The 15,523-nt window shown below is 69.6% G+C and carries 11 protein-coding genes; 7 read left to right on the top strand and 4 right to left on the bottom strand.

From position 1 onward, the window contains the following. Window positions 1-115: 115 nt before the first annotated feature. Together VFZ09_RS43120 and VFZ09_RS43115 are read left to right on the top strand one after the other, a co-directional pair. Complete coding sequence (locus VFZ09_RS43120; protein WP_329733648.1) at window positions 116-3,235, top strand: TonB-dependent receptor; 3,120 nt, start codon at window positions 116-118, stop codon at window positions 3,233-3,235. A gap of 82 nt (window positions 3,236-3,317) precedes the next feature. After that, window positions 3,318-4,550: a phospholipase D-like domain-containing protein gene (locus VFZ09_RS43115; protein WP_329733647.1), complete on the top strand. Its 1,233-nt coding sequence runs from the start codon at window positions 3,318-3,320 to the stop codon at window positions 4,548-4,550. On the opposite strand, the gene VFZ09_RS43110 is transcribed toward VFZ09_RS43115, so the two are convergent. Continuing rightward, complete coding sequence (locus tag VFZ09_RS43110) at window positions 4,551-5,084, bottom strand: hypothetical protein (protein ID WP_329733646.1); 534 nt, start codon at window positions 5,082-5,084, stop codon at window positions 4,551-4,553. It lies immediately after the preceding gene. A gap of 45 nt (window positions 5,085-5,129) precedes the next feature. Continuing rightward, entirely contained in the window at window positions 5,130-5,786 is a 657-nt protein-coding gene (locus VFZ09_RS43105; RefSeq protein WP_329733645.1) for a 2-hydroxychromene-2-carboxylate isomerase, read from the bottom strand. A gap of 364 nt (window positions 5,787-6,150) precedes the next feature. Here VFZ09_RS43105 and VFZ09_RS43100 point away from each other — a divergent pair, with 364 nt between their 5' ends. The 3 genes from VFZ09_RS43100 to VFZ09_RS43090 all read left to right on the top strand — a co-directional run bounded on the left by VFZ09_RS43100 (window position 6,151) and on the right by VFZ09_RS43090 (window position 11,169). Further along, a complete protein-coding gene (locus VFZ09_RS43100) occupies window positions 6,151-7,647 on the top strand; it encodes a heme peroxidase family protein (RefSeq protein ID WP_329733644.1) in 1,497 nt (498 codons plus the stop codon). A 90-nt stretch (window positions 7,648-7,737) separates the two neighbouring features. Next, complete coding sequence (locus tag VFZ09_RS43095; RefSeq protein ID WP_329733643.1) at window positions 7,738-10,086, top strand: hypothetical protein; 2,349 nt, start codon at window positions 7,738-7,740, stop codon at window positions 10,084-10,086. 18 nt (window positions 10,087-10,104) lie between these two features. Next, a complete protein-coding gene (locus tag VFZ09_RS43090; protein ID WP_329733642.1) occupies window positions 10,105-11,169 on the top strand; it encodes an NAD(P)/FAD-dependent oxidoreductase in 1,065 nt (354 codons plus the stop codon). 30 nt (window positions 11,170-11,199) lie between these two features. On the opposite strand, the gene VFZ09_RS43085 is transcribed toward VFZ09_RS43090, so the two are convergent. Both VFZ09_RS43085 and VFZ09_RS43080 read right to left on the bottom strand, forming a co-directional pair. Beyond that, window positions 11,200-11,742 (bottom strand): hypothetical protein, encoded by a 543-nt coding sequence (locus VFZ09_RS43085; protein WP_329733641.1) that lies wholly within the window; start codon window positions 11,740-11,742, stop codon window positions 11,200-11,202. A gap of 256 nt (window positions 11,743-11,998) precedes the next feature. Next, complete coding sequence (locus VFZ09_RS43080) at window positions 11,999-13,354, bottom strand: sigma-54 dependent transcriptional regulator (RefSeq protein WP_329733640.1); 1,356 nt, start codon at window positions 13,352-13,354, stop codon at window positions 11,999-12,001. A 221-nt stretch (window positions 13,355-13,575) separates the two neighbouring features. On the opposite strand from VFZ09_RS43080, the gene adh reads away from it, so the two are divergent. Both adh and VFZ09_RS43070 read left to right on the top strand, forming a co-directional pair. Next, the gene (adh, locus tag VFZ09_RS43075; RefSeq protein ID WP_329733639.1) at window positions 13,576-15,102 is read left to right on the top strand and encodes an aldehyde dehydrogenase; all 1,527 of its coding nucleotides are present in this window, start codon (window positions 13,576-13,578) and stop codon (window positions 15,100-15,102) included. Between the two features lie 23 nt (window positions 15,103-15,125). Then, complete coding sequence (locus VFZ09_RS43070) at window positions 15,126-15,518, top strand: DUF779 domain-containing protein (protein WP_329733638.1); 393 nt, start codon at window positions 15,126-15,128, stop codon at window positions 15,516-15,518. The last annotated feature ends 5 nt before the right edge of the window (window positions 15,519-15,523 follow it).

The raw sequence follows: 15,523 nt of genomic DNA, 5'->3' as shown, positions 1-15,523 counted from the left end.
GGTCTCGCGAGGTTCCATGAATCCTGTACGTCCATCCCACCTCAGACTGATAGTCCTCTTCCTCACGACCATGCTGGCGTCCGGGGCGCTGGCGCAGGGAGTCACAGGCTCCGCGGTGACCGGCACCGTGACCACCCAGGACAACGAGGCGCTCCCGGGCGCCGTGGTCCAGCTGCGCAACGACGCCACCGGCACCACCTTCACCGCGGTGAGCGGCTCGTCGGGTAACTACCTGCTCGACAACATCCCCCCCGGTGGCCCGTACACCCTCACGGCCAACATGGAGGGCTTCTACCCGGCGACCCGCAAGGGCATGCAGCTGGTGCTGGGCCAGCGCTTCAACATCGACCTGAAGCTGCGCCAGTTCGAGGAGTTCCAGGAGGAGATGGTCGTCACGGCCCAGCAGGTCGACGAGCTCCAGGACCAGGGCCGCACCGGCCCCTCGATGACCATGGAGGCCGCGCAGATGACCCAGCTGCCGCTCCAGGGCCGCAACTTCACCGACCTCATCGCGACCACGCCGCAGGTGAGCGGCACCGCGATGGCCGGCCAGAACAACCGCTTCAACAACATCCAGGTGGACGGCGCGGCCTACAATGACATCTTCGGTCTGTCGGGCTCCGGCACGCCGGGTGGCCAGGCCGGCGCCAAGCCCATCTCCATCGAGGCCATCCAGACCTTCGTGGTGCAGGTGTCCCCGTTCGACGTGCGCTACGGCAACTTCGCCGGCGGCATGGTGAACGCCGTCACCAAGAGCGGCACCAACGACTTCCACGGCTCGCTCTTCGGCTACACGCAGAACAAGAGCCTGGCCGGCAACCAGTCCGACCCCACCTTCCTCGGCTACAACATCTGGCAGTTCGGCGGCAGCCTCGGCGGTCCCATCATCAAGGACAAGGTCCACTTCTTCATCGCCACCGACCTGCAGGAGCGCAACTCGGCGTTCGGCAACCAGTTCCAGATCGGCGGTGCGAACGCGGAGGACGACCTGGCCCGCGCCGGCTTCACCCAGGCCGAGGCCGAGCGCTTCAGCAGCATCCTCGCCGACAAGTACGGCGTCCCCAACGCGGGCACCGCCCTGGCCACGCAGCTGCGCAACCCGGACCGCAACGTCTTCGCGAAGATCAGCACGGGCGTCATCCCCAACAGCTACCTGGAGCTGTCGTACAACTTCGTGGGCGCCCTGCAGGACTCGCTGACGCGCTCGCCCACCTCGCCGTCCATCCCCAACCGCCTGCGTGACGGCTACCAGCTGTCCAACAGCGGCTACGCCCAGACGACCAACACCCATACCGCCCGGGCGAAGCTGACCTCGACCTTCCTCGGCGGCAAGCTGTCCAACGAGTTCCTCGCCGGCTTCTCCATCCTGCGCGACGCGCGCGATCCCGCCCTGGACATCCCGCTCATCCTGGTCAAGGCCGGCAAGCTCGGCGCGGCCGACTCGTGGCTGGCCGCGGGCGCCGAGCGCTTCTCCCAGCTCAACCAGCTGGACCAGGACATCTTCCAGATCCAGGACAGCCTCACCCTGGCGCTGGGTGACCACCAGCTCACCGCCGGCACCAGCACCGAGTTCTTCCGGCTGCGCAATGCCTTCCTCCAGGCGGCCACCGGCGTGTGGACCTTCGAGAGCCTGGATGCCTTCGAGGCCGGCACCCCGAGCGCCTTCCAGCGCCGCTTCGGCGTCAGCCCCCTGCAGGAGCCGGGCACCGCCGCCTTCACCGTGGCGCAGCCGGGCTTCTACCTGCAGGACACCTGGACGCCGTTCAAGAACCTGACGCTCACCCCCGGCATCCGGCTCGACGTGCCGTTCCTGTCGCGCGCCAACACCAACGAGCGGCTGGTGAACAACGAGGCGCTCCCCATCGACACGGGCAAGGTGCCGACCGGCAACATCCTCTGGTCGCCCCGCCTCGGTGTGAACTGGGACGTGGAGGGCAACGCCAACACCATCGTCCGCGGTGGTCTCGGCATCTTCTCGGGCCGGCCGCCCTACGTGTGGGTGTCCAACGCGTACAGCATCAACGGCCTCTCCCAGGTGGAGCTGACGTGCACGGGGGCGTCGGGCGTTCCGGCGTTCACCGCCGACCCCAATGCCCAGCCCTTCGACTGCGCGGGCGGGACCACGCCGCCCACGGCTCCCACCAACCAGGGTGAGATCGACTACTTCGACCCCAACACCCGGTACCCGCAGAACTTCCGCGTGGCGGTTGGCGCGGACCGCCGCCTGCCCTGGGGCCTCATCGCCACCGCCGACCTGCTCTACACGCAGGACGTCAACGGCTGGTACACCACCGACGAGAACCTGGAGAACCAGGGCCAGAGCGGCGAGGGCCGCTCCCTGTACGGCCGCTTCGCCGCGACGGGCTTCCGGGCCAACCCCGCCCGCCGTGATCCAGCCAACCTCGTGCAGGCCATCCGCGTGTTCAACAAGAACGGCGGGCGCGTCTACAACGCAACCCTGCAGCTGCAGAAGAACATCCAGGACATGCTGGATGTGAGCGTGGCCTACAGCTACACGGACTCGAAGGATCTCATCTCGATGACGAGCGCCCAGGCGCTCTCCAACTTCCAGTTCGCCCCGGTGGACGGAAGCCTGGAGAACCGCAACCTCCGGCCGTCGGCGTTCGACCGCACCCACCGCTTCACCCTCACCGCCACCGGCCAGCTGCCCCTCGGCTTCAACGCGGGCATCATCTACACGGGCCAGTCCGGTCTGCCCTACAGCTGGACCGTCAACGGTGACGTGAACGCGGACGGCATCAACGGCAACGACCTGGCGTTCATCCCGGCGGACCCGAGCCAGATCTCCCTCCAGGGCGACGCCGCCACGCAGGCCGCGCAGTACGAGGCCCTGAGCAAGTTCATCGACGGCCAGCAGTGCCTGAGGGAGTCCAAGGGCCGCATCATCGAGCGCGGCGCGTGCCGCAACCCGTGGCAGAACTTCTTCAACGTCCGGCTCGGCTGGAACTCGCCGGAGTTCGTGAAGGGCCAGCGGCTGGAGGTGCAGGCGGACATCTTCAACGTGCTGAACCTGCTCAACCCGAAGTGGGGCCTCTTCGAGCAGGAGGCGCAGTTCGAGAACCACGCCTCGGCGTTCCTGCGCGCGGTGGGTTACGACGCGGCGAACAACCGCCCCGTCTACACCTTCACCGAGCCCACCGCGGTGCGGACCACGGTGTACAGCCCCACCCTGTCGCGCTGGCGCATCCAGCTCGGCGCGCGGTACGTGTTCTAACCAGCGCCTGAGCACGGTGTGAACCCGGGGCCCTCCGCGAGCAATCGCGGGGGGCCCTTGGTTTTTGTATAGGGTGCCCGCCATGCCCCTGCGACTGAACGCCCTGCTGCTGTCCCTCGTGCTGTCCCTCGCGTGTGCCGCGCCCGCCACGGGCGTGCGTGCCGCCGCCTCCGCGCTTCCCGGACTGGAGCTGGTGGAGAGCAGCCCGGTGGAGACGACGCTGGACCACGCGGACATCCCAGACGCCTGGCAGGTGTGGCCGGAGATGGTGAACGGGGCCACGCGGACGCTGGACGTGGCGCAGTTCTACCTGAGCAACGCGCCGGGCAGCCGGCTGGAGCCGGTGATTCAGGCCATCGAGGCGGCGGCGGACCGGGGCGTGAAGGTGCGGGTGCTCGCGGAGGAGAAGTTCTACGCGCAGTACCCGGAGACGCTGGAGCGGCTGGCGAAGCGGCCGGGCGTCGAGGTGCGCCGGCTGGACACGGCGAAGGTGTTCGGAGGCGGCGTGCTGCACGCGAAGTACTTCGTGGTGGACGGGCGCGAGGCGTACCTGGGCAGTCAGAACTTCGACTGGCGCTCGCTGGAGCACATCCAGGAGCTCGGGCTGCGCATCCGCGTGCCCGAGGTGGTGCGCTCCCTGGCGGACATCTTCGAGCAGGACTGGGCGCTGGCCGTGGGAGCCCCGGCGCCCGCGACGAAGGCGGTGGGGGGCCCGTTCCCGGCGAGCTACGCGGGGAGCACGGTGCGCGTGACGCCCGCGCACAGCCCCGAGGGCCACCTGCCGGACCCGGCCACGTGGGACCTGCCGAAGCTGGTGAAGCTCATCGACGGGGCGAAGCGCTCGGTGCGGGTGCAGCTGCTCACGTACCGGGCGAAGAGCCGTGACGGCGGTGCCTTCCCCGAGCTGGAGGATGCCTTGAAGCGGGCGGCGGCGCGCGAGGTGAAGGTGGAGCTGCTGCTGGCGGACTGGGGCAAGCGCAAGGGCACCATCGAGGGCCTGCAGGCGCTGCACGCTCCGCCGGGGCTGACGGTGAAGCTGGTCACCCTTCCGCAGTGGTCCGGCGGCTTCATCCCCTTCGCGCGGGTGGTGCACGCCAAGTACATGGTGGTGGACGGGGAGCGGGCCTGGGTGGGCACGAGCAACTGGGAGCGCGACTACTTCACGCAGAGCCGCAACGTGGGCGTCATCGTGGAGGGCGAGGCGTTCGCGGCCCGGCTCGAGCGCTTCTTCCAGGACACGTGGACGAGCCCCTACGCGGCCGAGGTGGACCCGAAGGCGACCTACACGGCGCCGAACATCAGCGGCACGCCTTGATCACCCTCCACCCGAGAGCCCGGCGAGCCGCGTCTCCGCCCGCTCGACCTGCTCGCCGTCACCGCCCGAGTCCAGGTACGCGGCCTTGTGCGCCAGGAAGCCCGTGAGCGCCTCACGCAGTGCCTCCGGGCGCTCCAGCTCCTCGGCGCACTCGGCGCGCCGGTAGTAGATCTCCGCCCGCAGCACCTCGTCCTGCTCGCCGAGGAGCCCCTGCGCGAGCCGCGCATCGGCCTCCTCGAACCGCCCCAGCCCGAACAGACACTCCCCGTGCAGGTAGTGGAGCTGCGACACCGGGATGCCCAGGTGGTCCACCCCCAGCTCCTCGGCGCGGCGCAGGTCGGCGAGTGCCTCCTCGTATGCCTCCTGCTCGAAGAGGCGCAGCATGCCGCGCCGGTACCAGGCCAGCGAGAACTCCGGCTCGAGCGAGATGACCCGGCCGAGCAGTGCCTCGGCCCCCAGGGCATCACCCGCCTCCTCCCGCTCCTCGGCGGAGCGGAGCAGCTCTTCAATGGGGACGTTGCGCGATGACTGCATGAAGACAAGGTAGGGAGCCCGGCCGCCCGGCGCCACCTCCGCCCCTCAGATGCGGGACGCCGCGACGGGCAGGTTCTTCAGCCGCTCCAGCTCCTCGCGGGACAGCGGATCCTCTCCGCGCAGGAATCGCTCCAGATGGCTCAAGGAGTCGACGCCGAAGAACAGCTCCCCATCCGCCACGATGGTGGGGACGCCGAAGCCGTCCAACGCGAGCAGCTCCTCCGTGTTGCGGCGCACCTGGTCCTTCACGGCGGGCGTCTGCGCGGCCGCGAGCAGCGCCTGTGCATCGAGCCCCACGGAGGCCACCACCTCGCCCACGCGCTCGGGCTGCACCAGCCCGCCGCCTCCGGCCCACACCGCGTTGTAGAGCGCGGAGACCAGCCGGCGCCGGGCCTCCCCGTCCCGCACCGCCGCCGTCACCCGGAGCGCGAGCAGCGGGTTGAACGGATGCGCCGCGGGCATGACGAAGGGCACCCCGAGCTCGTGGGCGATCCGCCGCGTGTGCTTGTAGATGTAGAACCGCTTCTGCTTCACCTCCGCGGGCCCCGTCGTCCCGAGCGTGTTGAGCACGCCCGCGAAGAGCACGGGCAGCAGCTCCACCGTGCGGCCATGACGCTCGGCCAGCGCCGGGAGCTGCGTCCACGCGAGATACGAGTACGGCGACACGTAGTCGAAGAAGAAGCGGAGCGGTGCGCGGTTCATGCCCCCGACTCTACGCCGCTCCCGCCGTCCCATCGCGAACATCGCCCATACACAGCATCCATCCAACAAACACTCCGAGCGCTGGGACCCGTCCTGGGGAACCGAGGACCCCGACGACAGGCCTCGTTCAACGGGCGCGCCCTCGCCGCGCATCCCGGCTCCGCGACACGCGAGTTCGCCCGCTCCCCCTTCCCTCCCTCCAGTCCGAGCCTCCCGCGTGCTTCCGGACAGGTGCCCTTCAGGGCATTGCGGCGCGTGCTCCGAACTGGAATCCATGCACGCGCAGGGGGGACAGAACGGGCCGCCGCTCACAAACGCGCCGGGCCCTGTCTGTCTGAACGCATCACCACGTGGAGGAAGCACAATGCCAGCCATTCATGGTTTCTTGCTACGCAATGGGGAGGGGACCCCGCTGGGGCAGTTCGTCCCGACGGGCAAGTTCGGAAGGCTCTTTCCGGCACTCCAGCCGCTGACGCCTCCCGTGGAGGCCCTGGAGGAGCTCGGCCGCGCCATGAAGGACCCCAACCCCGCCGACCCCAAGGGCGACAACGAGGATGTCCCCGCGGGCTTCACCTACCTCGGCCAGTTCATCGACCACGACATCACCCTCGACACCACCCCCATCCAGGAGGTGCTCGTCGACCCCCTCGCCCTCCACAACTTCCGCACCCCCGCGCTCGACCTCGACTGCCTCTATGGCAGGGGCCCCGGCGACCAGCCGTTCCTCTACCAGCTCCCTCCCAACGATGCCCTCTTCGTCCTCGGCCACACCCACACCACGCCCGGCCGCGGCGACCCCAAGGTGAAGCCGGCGCTCGAGTTCGACCTGCCGCGTGGCCCCCAGGGGCTCGCCGTCATCGGCGACCCGCGCAACGACGAGAACCTCATCGTCGCCCAGCTGCACCTGGCCTTCATGCGCTTCCACAACAAGGTCGTCGACGGGCTCCAGAAGGGCACCATCGCACCGCCCTCGCCCCTCCGGCGCAGCGTGTTCGAGGAGGCCCGCCAGCTCGTCATCTGGCACTACCAGTGGATCGTCCTCAACGACTTCCTGCGCCGGGTGGTGGACGAGAAGGTGCTCGACGACGTGCTGGAGAATGGCCGCTCGTTCTACGTCCCCGAGGGCGATGCCTTCATCCCCGTCGAGTTCTCCGCCGCCGCCTACCGCCTGGGCCACAGCATGGTGCGCGAGGCCTATGACTACAACGAGGTCTTCACCTTCAAGGACGGCCCCCGCAAGGCCACGCCCGCCACGCTCAAGCTGCTCTTCCTCTTCTCCGGGCGCTCGGGCACCAACGTGCCCATCCCCAGCGATTGGATCATCGACTGGCGGCGCTTCTTCCAGTTCGCCGGTGACGGCGTGACGGCCGGCCTCAGCCGCAAGCTCGACCCGTTCCTCTCACCCACGCTGTCCGAGATTCCCGACCACGGCGTCCTGCCCGGCGTGAATCTGCCCATCGCCAACCTCAAGCGCGGGCGCAGCCTCGGCCTGCCCTCCGGACAGAACGTGGCCCGGCGCATGCGCATCAAGCCCCTGTCCCCCGAGGACATCGCCAAGGGTCCCGACGGGCAGGTGGCCGCCAGGCACAACCTGCACCTGGAGACGCCGCTCTGGTACTACATCCTCAAGGAGGCCGAGCAGCGCGGCAACAGCAAGCGTCTGGGCCCCGTGGGCAGCCGCATCCTGTCCGAGGTCTTCGTGGGCCTGCTCGAGTGCGATGCCAGCTCGTTCCTCGCCAGCAACCCGGCGTGGCGGCCCACGCTGCCCTCCACCAAGGCGGGCAACTTCACCATGACGGACATGCTCCGGTTCGTGGGCGAGCTGTCGCCCATCAACGACCAGAAGAACCTGTTGCCGTGACGTGAGCCCTTCTCGTGAAGAAGGGATGGGCCCCGGCCGGTCCCACCACCGGCCGGGTGTGTCTCGAAGCACCTGAAGGGAACTCCCGATATGGCGTTGATCGATGGTGTGAAGTCACTCTGTGACCGGCTGGCGGGGCACGGCTGGGCGGACCGGCTGAGTCCCTTCGGGTTGGACATCACGGCGGCCACGCCCGCGGCACTGGCCACGCAGCTCGCCCGCGCCGTGCAGCGGCCTGCCGGCGCAGAGCTGCGGGGCTTCGAGGACTTCTCCTTCCGCACCGCCGCTGGCATCAAGCCCGCCTCGCCCGGCAAGAGCCTGCTCTACCACGCGCTGGCCAGCCCCTATGTGCATCCGGGGCCCGGCAACGCGCCCGCGGCTTCTCCCGACGCGTATCCCACGCTCGAGGAGCTCGACACGCTCGAGAACTACATCTACAGCCTCGCGCGGAGGCGGCTGGCGGACTTCCCCGGCGCCACACTCGCCGTGTTCGCCTACCAGTACCGGCCCGGCGAGCGCAGCCCGCACGGACTGCACGCGGACATGGCCTACTCCCGCACGGGCGTGGCGCGCGTCGGCACCCGCCCGCTCCGCTATGACGCCGCACGGCGCTCCTTCTGGGTGGAGCCCGAGGACGGCGGTGACGGGCTCGCCGTGCTCCCCGCCCGCTATGGCGCCTTCCTGTGCGTGTCCAGCCGGCCGGGAGCGCAGCGCGTGGTGCTCGACCCGGTGCAGGGCGACAACCTGCGCAACTTCCTCTTCCCCGTGCACAAGCTCTTCCCCGGGGACGAGTGCCTCGTGGGCGAGACGCTCACCGCGGCGGAGTTCGTCTTCGACGAGTACCACCGCAACGAGAAGCTGCGCCGCGTCCACACGAATGGCCGCATCCCCGCGCTGCCGCAGTTCGACCTCGACCGCGCCCCCTTCGTCCGCCAGACGGGGGATGACGACGCGCTGGTGGGCCGGCAACGGGTGGGCGCCAGCCTGCTCATCGTCCCCTTGCACCATTCGACGCTCGTGCGCACGGTGACGCAGACGGTGGCCGGACGCGACGAGCTGGTGCGCTTCCGCGTTCCCCGGAAGCAGCGCATCTCCTTCGGCCAGGCCTCGCGCGAGACACGCTTCTGGACGAGCTTCGACGCCATCTCCGGAGGCCCCGAGGGCCGCCGCGCCCCCGAGTACGTCAACATCCGCCACCGCGTGCGGCAGGGAGCCGGCGGCACCTTCGAGCTCGAGGACCTGAACGGCCCGCTCGCCAACGGGCGCTTCCTCACGGAGGCCGAGTTCCTCGCGCTGGTGGACCGCGGCGGTTACGAGGCCGCCCACTTCATGGACGACACGTGCGATGGGTGCGTGACCGTGCGGGTGAGCGGGCTGAGCCGCTCGCTCGGCACGGCGCTCCCCGCGTACTCGCTCGTGACGGCGCCGGACTTCTTCCCGCTCGCGGACCAGTTCGAGATCGCCGCCTGGGTCGAGACCCTCCCGGACCCGCACTTCCGGCAGGGAGGGCCCAAGCCCCTGAGCCGCGGGCGGGACAGCGTCAACCCGACCCTCCAGCGTCCGAGCCAGCCGGACACCCCGGCCTTCCGCCGGAGCGACAGGACGATGACGGCCGTGGTGGGCGCCGGAGCCGTGGGCAGCGCGCAGGCGGGCGAGCGGGAGACGGTGCTCGTCACCTTTCTGCCGGATGGGGCCTCTGGCGTCTTCGCCCCGGGCTGGGATGTGGCACTCGGCAACGATGACGTGGGGAGCTTCACCGCGGCCTTCGGACTGGGGAGTCCCTTCCCCGAGGACGCCAAGCTGTGCGCCGCCCTGAACTCCTTCTGGCCCGCCGTGGCGCCCGATGCCTCGCGCACGTTCAACGAGGCCCCCATGGGCAAGCCGCTGCTCGACTCGGAGCTGGGCTACCACCCGCAGCACCCGCGCGTCCTCGCCGGAGAGGTCACCTCGGCACCCGGTTGGGACGGAGAGCACGGGCCCTTCCTCGTCCAGGAAGGCGGCCAGTGGTTCATGAACTTCGCCAACCGCTTCCGCTCCGACTACGTCTCCAACGCGCTCCAGGGACGGCTGCGGCTCGGCCCGCTCGCGCGCGTGACGGCCTCGGAGCTCATCGCGCGCATGGAGGCCCTGCGCTTCTGCATCCAGCGCGTGGTGCCTCCCGCCGGAGACACCGTCCCCACCTCCACCCTCGTGCTGGCCACGGTGGAGAAGGTCGCGGACTGGGACGTGGGGCCGCCCAAGGACACCGCGCTGAATGGCCCCGGCTACCACTTCGTCTTCGTCGAGACGTCGGGACAGGAGGAGGCCCTTCCCAACACGCCTCGCCGCCGGGTGCAGGTGCTGCGGCGCTTCACCTGCCACGTCTCGCTCACCGCCGTCCGCTTCCAGGTGGATGACGGGCCCTTCACGCTCATCGCCCGCCCCGCCGGGGTCGTCTGAGCCTCCGGAGCGCCTGACATGGCCGGGACCTCGGATGTCGTCATCGTGGGCGCGGGCCCGGCGGGTTGCGCGGCGGCCATTGGCTGCGCATCGGCCGGGTTGAGCGTCCGCATCATCGAGGCCTCCCGTTTCCCGAGGGACCTCCCGGGTGAGACGCTGCACCCGGGCGTGGAAGCACTCCTGGAGCGGCTGGGCGTGGCCGAGGAGGTCCGCGCCGCGGGCTTCCTCCGCCATGACGGCATCTGGACGCACTCGCCCGCGGGGCGCGTGTTCACTCCGTATGGGGCCGGTTCGGACGGGCCATGGCGTGGCTTCCAGGCGTGGCGCGCCGAATTCGATGCGCTCCTGCTGCGGCGCGCGGTGGCCCTGGGCGTCGAGGTCTCGCAGCCCTGCCAGGCCCTCCAGCCGCTCGTCGAGCGGGGACGCGTGGTGGGTGTGGAGACGGCAGATGGAATCGAGCACGGACGCTTCGTGGTCGACGCGAGTGGACGTGGGCGCTGGTTCACCCGGAAGCAGGGGCTCGCCAGGAGCGTGGACTCGCCCCTCCTGCTCGCACGGTATGGCTATGTGCGGGGCCACTTCGCGGAGTGGGACGAGCACCCTTCCCTGCGCTGGGAGCCGGAGGGCTGGGAGTGGATCGCCCGCGTCCGTCCGGGGCTCTACGCGTGGACCCGGCTGTCACTCCAGGGAGACCCCCGGACGCGGCCAGATGTACCGCTGGCCTTGAACCCGGGCAGTGCCACCGGTGCGCCACGCGGCGCCGATGTCACCTGGAGCCGTGTCGAGGCTCCGGCGGGCGCGGGCTACTTCATCGCCGGAGACGCTGCGGCGGTGGTGGACCCCGCCTCCTCGCAGGGGGTGCTGCGCGCGCTGATGCAAGGCATGATGGCCGCCCACCTCATCACCGCCTGCGTGAACGGGACGGTCCCCGAGACCGAAGCGGCCCGCTACTACCAGGGCTGGGTGCGCGACATGTACCAGCGGACCGCCTCCGCGCTCCGCGAGCAGTACGCGTCCATTCCGGGAGCACGGGTCTGGGGCGCGAGCTCGAGCAACTGGTCCGACAGTCGGACCAGTTGGTGACGCGCGCGCCCGGGAGGCTGTCCGTGGACTTCAGCCGCCCACGGGGCCCAGGTCCGTCGGCTGGCCTCGGACCCACTGCACGCCCCGCTGCGCCCGGTAGTCCGTGAAGAGGGATGCGACGATGGTGCTGGCTCCCACGAGGACGTTCACCCAGGTGGCCAATCGGCTACGGCGCGTACCGCCGAAGAGGAAGGGCGCGGCGATGACGCCGAAGCTCCAGAGGTAGTCGATGGCCTCGTGCACCTCGATGGGGATGAGCTTGAAGAGGCTCAACCGGTAGTCGGTGAGCAGCGACACGCCCAGGCCCGAGCAGCCCAGCACCAGGCCCGCGGTCCGGAACGCCCCCGGACTAGACAGCAACCCCACGCCAGTCACCGTCAGCGCGCCCTGGTAGTCCAACACCGAGTGCAGGTTCTGCGGGATGAGCCGGCGCAGGGGCAGCTTGCCCAGCAAAGGCATCGCGGGAATTCCGGCCGCCGCGCTCTTGTCGAGCAGGCCCTTGCGATCACTCACCGAGACGGGGACGTGGACCAGTTCTCGCGGATGCTTCGGTTCGTGCGGCGTGGTCTCCATGCGGGCTCCTTGGGGAGGAATGGCCTTCCAACGGTAGGCACCCGCGTGGACCCCCACCCGCCCGGACGCCCGCCCGCCTGGAATCCAACCGTTCATGCGCGCTTCGACGCGGGTACGGGACCCACGGACAGGGGTTCAACCTGGGACCCGGGCACCCTCACCCCGTCCCTCTCCCGGGGGGAGAGGGGATATTGGACCCTCGGGCTCAGGGGGGAGTGACTGATTGGATTTGTGATGGATTGGGAGGTGATGGGGCTCAATCGGCTTCCGTGTCCGTCACCTTTTCTCCCAGGCTCTGGAGCCGTGAATAGAGACGCCGGCGCGTGATGCCCAACAGCTTCGCCGCCGCTGTCTTGTTGCCCCCCGCCCTCTCCAACGCCGCGTACAGCAGCTCCCGCTCGAAGGCGTCCAGGTTGAAGCCCTCTCCCAGGACGTCCGCCGCTCGCACGCCCTTTCCTCCTCCTCGTGACAGCGACGGGCCTCCCGCTCCCAGGTGCTCCGCCTGGATGTCTCCCTCCCCCGACAAGATGAGCGCGCGCTCCATCGCGTTCTCCAGCTCGCGCACGTTGCCCGGCCACGTGTACCCCTGCAGCCGCGCCTCCGCGTCCTTCGACAGCTTCGACGCCGGCAATCCCTTCCTCGCCAGCACCGCCTGCGCCAACGGCACCAGGTCCTCCTTGCGCTCGCGCAACGGCGGCACCTCGATGCTGAAGACGTTCAGCCGGTAGTAGAAGTCCTCCCGGAACCGCCCCTCCCGCACCGCCCCCGCCAGGTCCCGGTTCGTCGCCGCGATCACTCGCACGTCCACCTTGCGCGCCTGCGTGCTCCCCAGCGGCACGAACTCCCGCTCCTGCAGGAAGCGCAACAACTTCACCTGCGTGGCCGGCGTCACCTCGCCAATCTCGTCCAGGAACAGCGTCCCCCCGTCCGCCGCCGCCAGGTGCCCTACCTTCCGCTCCGTCGCTCCCGTGAACGCCCCCTTCTCGTGCCCGAACAGCTCCCCCTCCAGCAGCGTTTCCGGCAACGCCGCGCAGTGCACCTCCACCCACGGCCCCGCCGCGCGCTTGCTCGAGTAGTGGATGAGCCTCGCCAGCTGGCTCTTCCCCGTCCCGCTCTCCCCCAGCAACACCACGCTCGCGTCGCTGGCCGCCACCTGCTTCGCCGACGCCACCACCTGCTTCATCCGCGGGCTCTCCGCCACCAGCTCCGGCGTCAGCCGCCGCACCAGCCGCTCGCTCCGCGTCTCCGCCGCGCGCTGCTCCGCCAGCCGCCTCACCCGCAGCCGCACCTCGTCCAGCGCGAAGGGCTTGGTGAGGTAGTCCGCCGCCCCTCCCTTCATCGCCGCCACCGCGTTCTCCGCGGTGCCGTACGCCGTCATCATCACCACCGCCGGTGGCGTGGGCAGCCCCTGCGCCGCCTTCAACACCTCCAGCCCTCCCACCTCCGGCATCATCAAATCCGTCAGCACCACGTCGAAGCCCCGCCGCGCCAGCTCCACCAGCGCCGCCCGGCCCCCCGCCACCCGCGCCACCTCGTGCCCGTCCAGCTCCAACGCCTCCGCCACCAGCTTCCCCAGCTTCACCTCGTCATCCACCACCAACACCTGCGCCATGCTTCACCTCACTCGTCCGAGGACTCCCTCCCCCGAGCGCTGATCACCCTCCACCTCCGGGGTGTGACCGGGTGCCCGAGTGCCCCCTGCCCCGCTCGGTTGATCATTTTCCAACGTTCCCGTGTTCCTTTCCGGCGATGACGCGGAGCGGCACCTGTCTATCCTCGGTGCCCTCTCCCCTGCCGTTGCCAGTTCAACCCACGAATCACGCCGAGGTTCGAATGTCGACCGTGTACGAAGCGCCGGGACAGAAGGGCAGCAAGGTCCAGTACCTCCCCCGTTATGGAAACTACATTGGAGGGGAGTTCGTCCCGCCCGTGAAGGGGCAGTACTTCGAGAACATCACCCCCGTCACCGGCAAGCCCTTCTGTGAGGTCCCCCGCTCCACCGCCGAGGACATCGAGAAGGCGCTCGACGCCGCCCACAAGGCCAAGGCCGCCTGGGGCCGCACCTCCCCCACCGCCCGCGCCGACATCCTCCACAAGATCGCCGACCGGATGCAGGCCCACCTGGAGATGCTCGCCGTCTCCGAGACGTGGGACAACGGCAAGCCCGTCCGCGAGACGCTCGCCGCGGATCTCCCGCTCGCCATCGACCACTTCCGCTACTTCGCCGGCTGCCTGCGCGCCCAGGAGGGCAGCCTCGCCGAGCTCGATGAGCACACCGTCGCCTACCACTTCCACGAGCCGCTCGGCGTCGTGGCCCAAATCATCCCCTGGAACTTCCCGCTGCTCATGGCCGCGTGGAAGCTCGCGCCCGCGCTCGCCGCCGGCAACTGCGTGGTCCTCAAGCCCGCCGAGCAGACCCCCGTCACCATCCTCAAGTTCGCCGAGATCATTGGCGACCTGCTGCCTCCCGGCGTGCTCAACATCGTCAACGGCTTCGGCATCGAGGCCGGCAAGCCCCTGGCCAGCAACAAGCGCGTGGCCAAGGTGGCCTTCACCGGAGAGACGACCACCGGCCGCCTCATCATGCAGTACGCCTCCGAGAACCTCATCCCCGTGACGCTGGAGCTGGGCGGCAAGTCGCCCAACATCTTCTTCGCGGACGTGTTCTCGCAGAACGACGACTTCGCCCAGAAGGCCCTCGAGGGCTTCGCCATGTTCGCCCTCAACCAGGGCGAGGTCTGCACCTGCCCCTCGCGCGCCCTCGTCCAGGAGCGCTTCTACGAGGAGTTCATGCAGAAGGCCATCGAGCGCACCAGGCGCATCGTCCAGGGCAACCCGCTCGACACCGCGACCATGATTGGCGCGCAGGCCTCCAACGACCAGTTGGAGAAGATCCTCTCGTACATCGACATCGGCAAGAAGGAGGGCGCCAAGGTGCTCACCGGTGGCGGCCGCGCCAACCTGTCCGGGGCGCTCGCCGAGGGCTACTACGTGGAGCCCACCATCTTCGAGGGCCACAACAAGATGCGCATCTTCCAGGAGGAGATCTTCGGCCCGGTGGTGTCGGTGGCGAAGTTCAAGGACATGGAGGACGCGCTGGCGGTGGCCAATGACACGCTGTACGGCCTGGGCGCGGGCGTGTGGTCGCGCGACACGAACACCGCCTACCGCATGGGCCGCGCCATCCAGGCCGGCCGCGTGTGGGTCAACTGCTACCACCTGTACCCGGCGCACGCGGCCTTCGGCGGCTACAAGCAGTCGGGCATCGGCCGCGAGACGCACAAGATGATGCTCTCGCACTACCAGCAGACGAAGAACATGCTGGTGAGCTACGACCCGAAGCCCATGGGCTTCTTCTAGGCCCGAGCACAGGAGCCGCCGAGATGAGCATCGAGCGCGTGACCGTCACCCCCGAAGCCGAGGCCCTGCTGCGCAAGCTGCAAGGCATTCACGGCCCCCTGATGTTCCATCAGTCGGGAGGGTGCTGCGACGGCAGCGCGCCCATGTGCTTCCCGAGGGGCGAGTTCGAGGTGGGCCAGGAGGACGTCTTCCTCGGCACCATCGTGGACACGCCCTTCTACATCGGCGGCTCGCAGTACGAGTACTGGCAGCACACCCACCTCACGGTGGACGTGGTGAAGGGACGTGGGAGCGGCTTCTCCGTGGAGGCGCCCGAGGGCGTACGCTTCCTCATCCGCTCGCGCGTCTTCACCGATGAGGAGTACCACGCCCTCCAGCAGGCCGGCCCCGCGCCTCGCGGACCCCAGCACGGCTGAGGCCC

Source organism: Archangium sp. (genome assembly GCF_036277355.1).
GTDB lineage: Bacteria > Myxococcota > Myxococcia > Myxococcales > Myxococcaceae > Archangium.
The sequence above is the reverse complement of the archived record's forward strand: the minus strand, read 5'-3'. Positions and strand labels throughout refer to the sequence as shown.

Bases quoted from the DNA above. Each gene is read 5' to 3' on its own strand.
- VFZ09_RS43115 (WP_329733647.1), top strand. From the start codon at position 3,318: ATGCCCCTGCGACTGAACGCCCTGCTGCTGTCCCTCGTGCTGTCCCTC.
- VFZ09_RS43110 (WP_329733646.1), bottom strand. From the start codon at position 5,084: ATGCAGTCATCGCGCAACGTCCCCATTGAAGAGCTGCTCCGCTCCGCC.
- VFZ09_RS43105 (WP_329733645.1), bottom strand. From the start codon at position 5,786: ATGAACCGCGCACCGCTCCGCTTCTTCTTCGACTACGTGTCGCCGTAC.
- VFZ09_RS43100 (WP_329733644.1), top strand. From the start codon at position 6,151: ATGCCAGCCATTCATGGTTTCTTGCTACGCAATGGGGAGGGGACCCCG.
- VFZ09_RS43095 (WP_329733643.1), top strand. From the start codon at position 7,738: ATGGCGTTGATCGATGGTGTGAAGTCACTCTGTGACCGGCTGGCGGGG.
- VFZ09_RS43090 (WP_329733642.1), top strand. From the start codon at position 10,105: ATGGCCGGGACCTCGGATGTCGTCATCGTGGGCGCGGGCCCGGCGGGT.
- VFZ09_RS43085 (WP_329733641.1), bottom strand. From the start codon at position 11,742: ATGGAGACCACGCCGCACGAACCGAAGCATCCGCGAGAACTGGTCCAC.
- VFZ09_RS43080 (WP_329733640.1), bottom strand. From the start codon at position 13,354: ATGGCGCAGGTGTTGGTGGTGGATGACGAGGTGAAGCTGGGGAAGCTG.
- adh (WP_329733639.1), top strand. From the start codon at position 13,576: ATGTCGACCGTGTACGAAGCGCCGGGACAGAAGGGCAGCAAGGTCCAG.
- VFZ09_RS43070 (WP_329733638.1), top strand. From the start codon at position 15,126: ATGAGCATCGAGCGCGTGACCGTCACCCCCGAAGCCGAGGCCCTGCTG.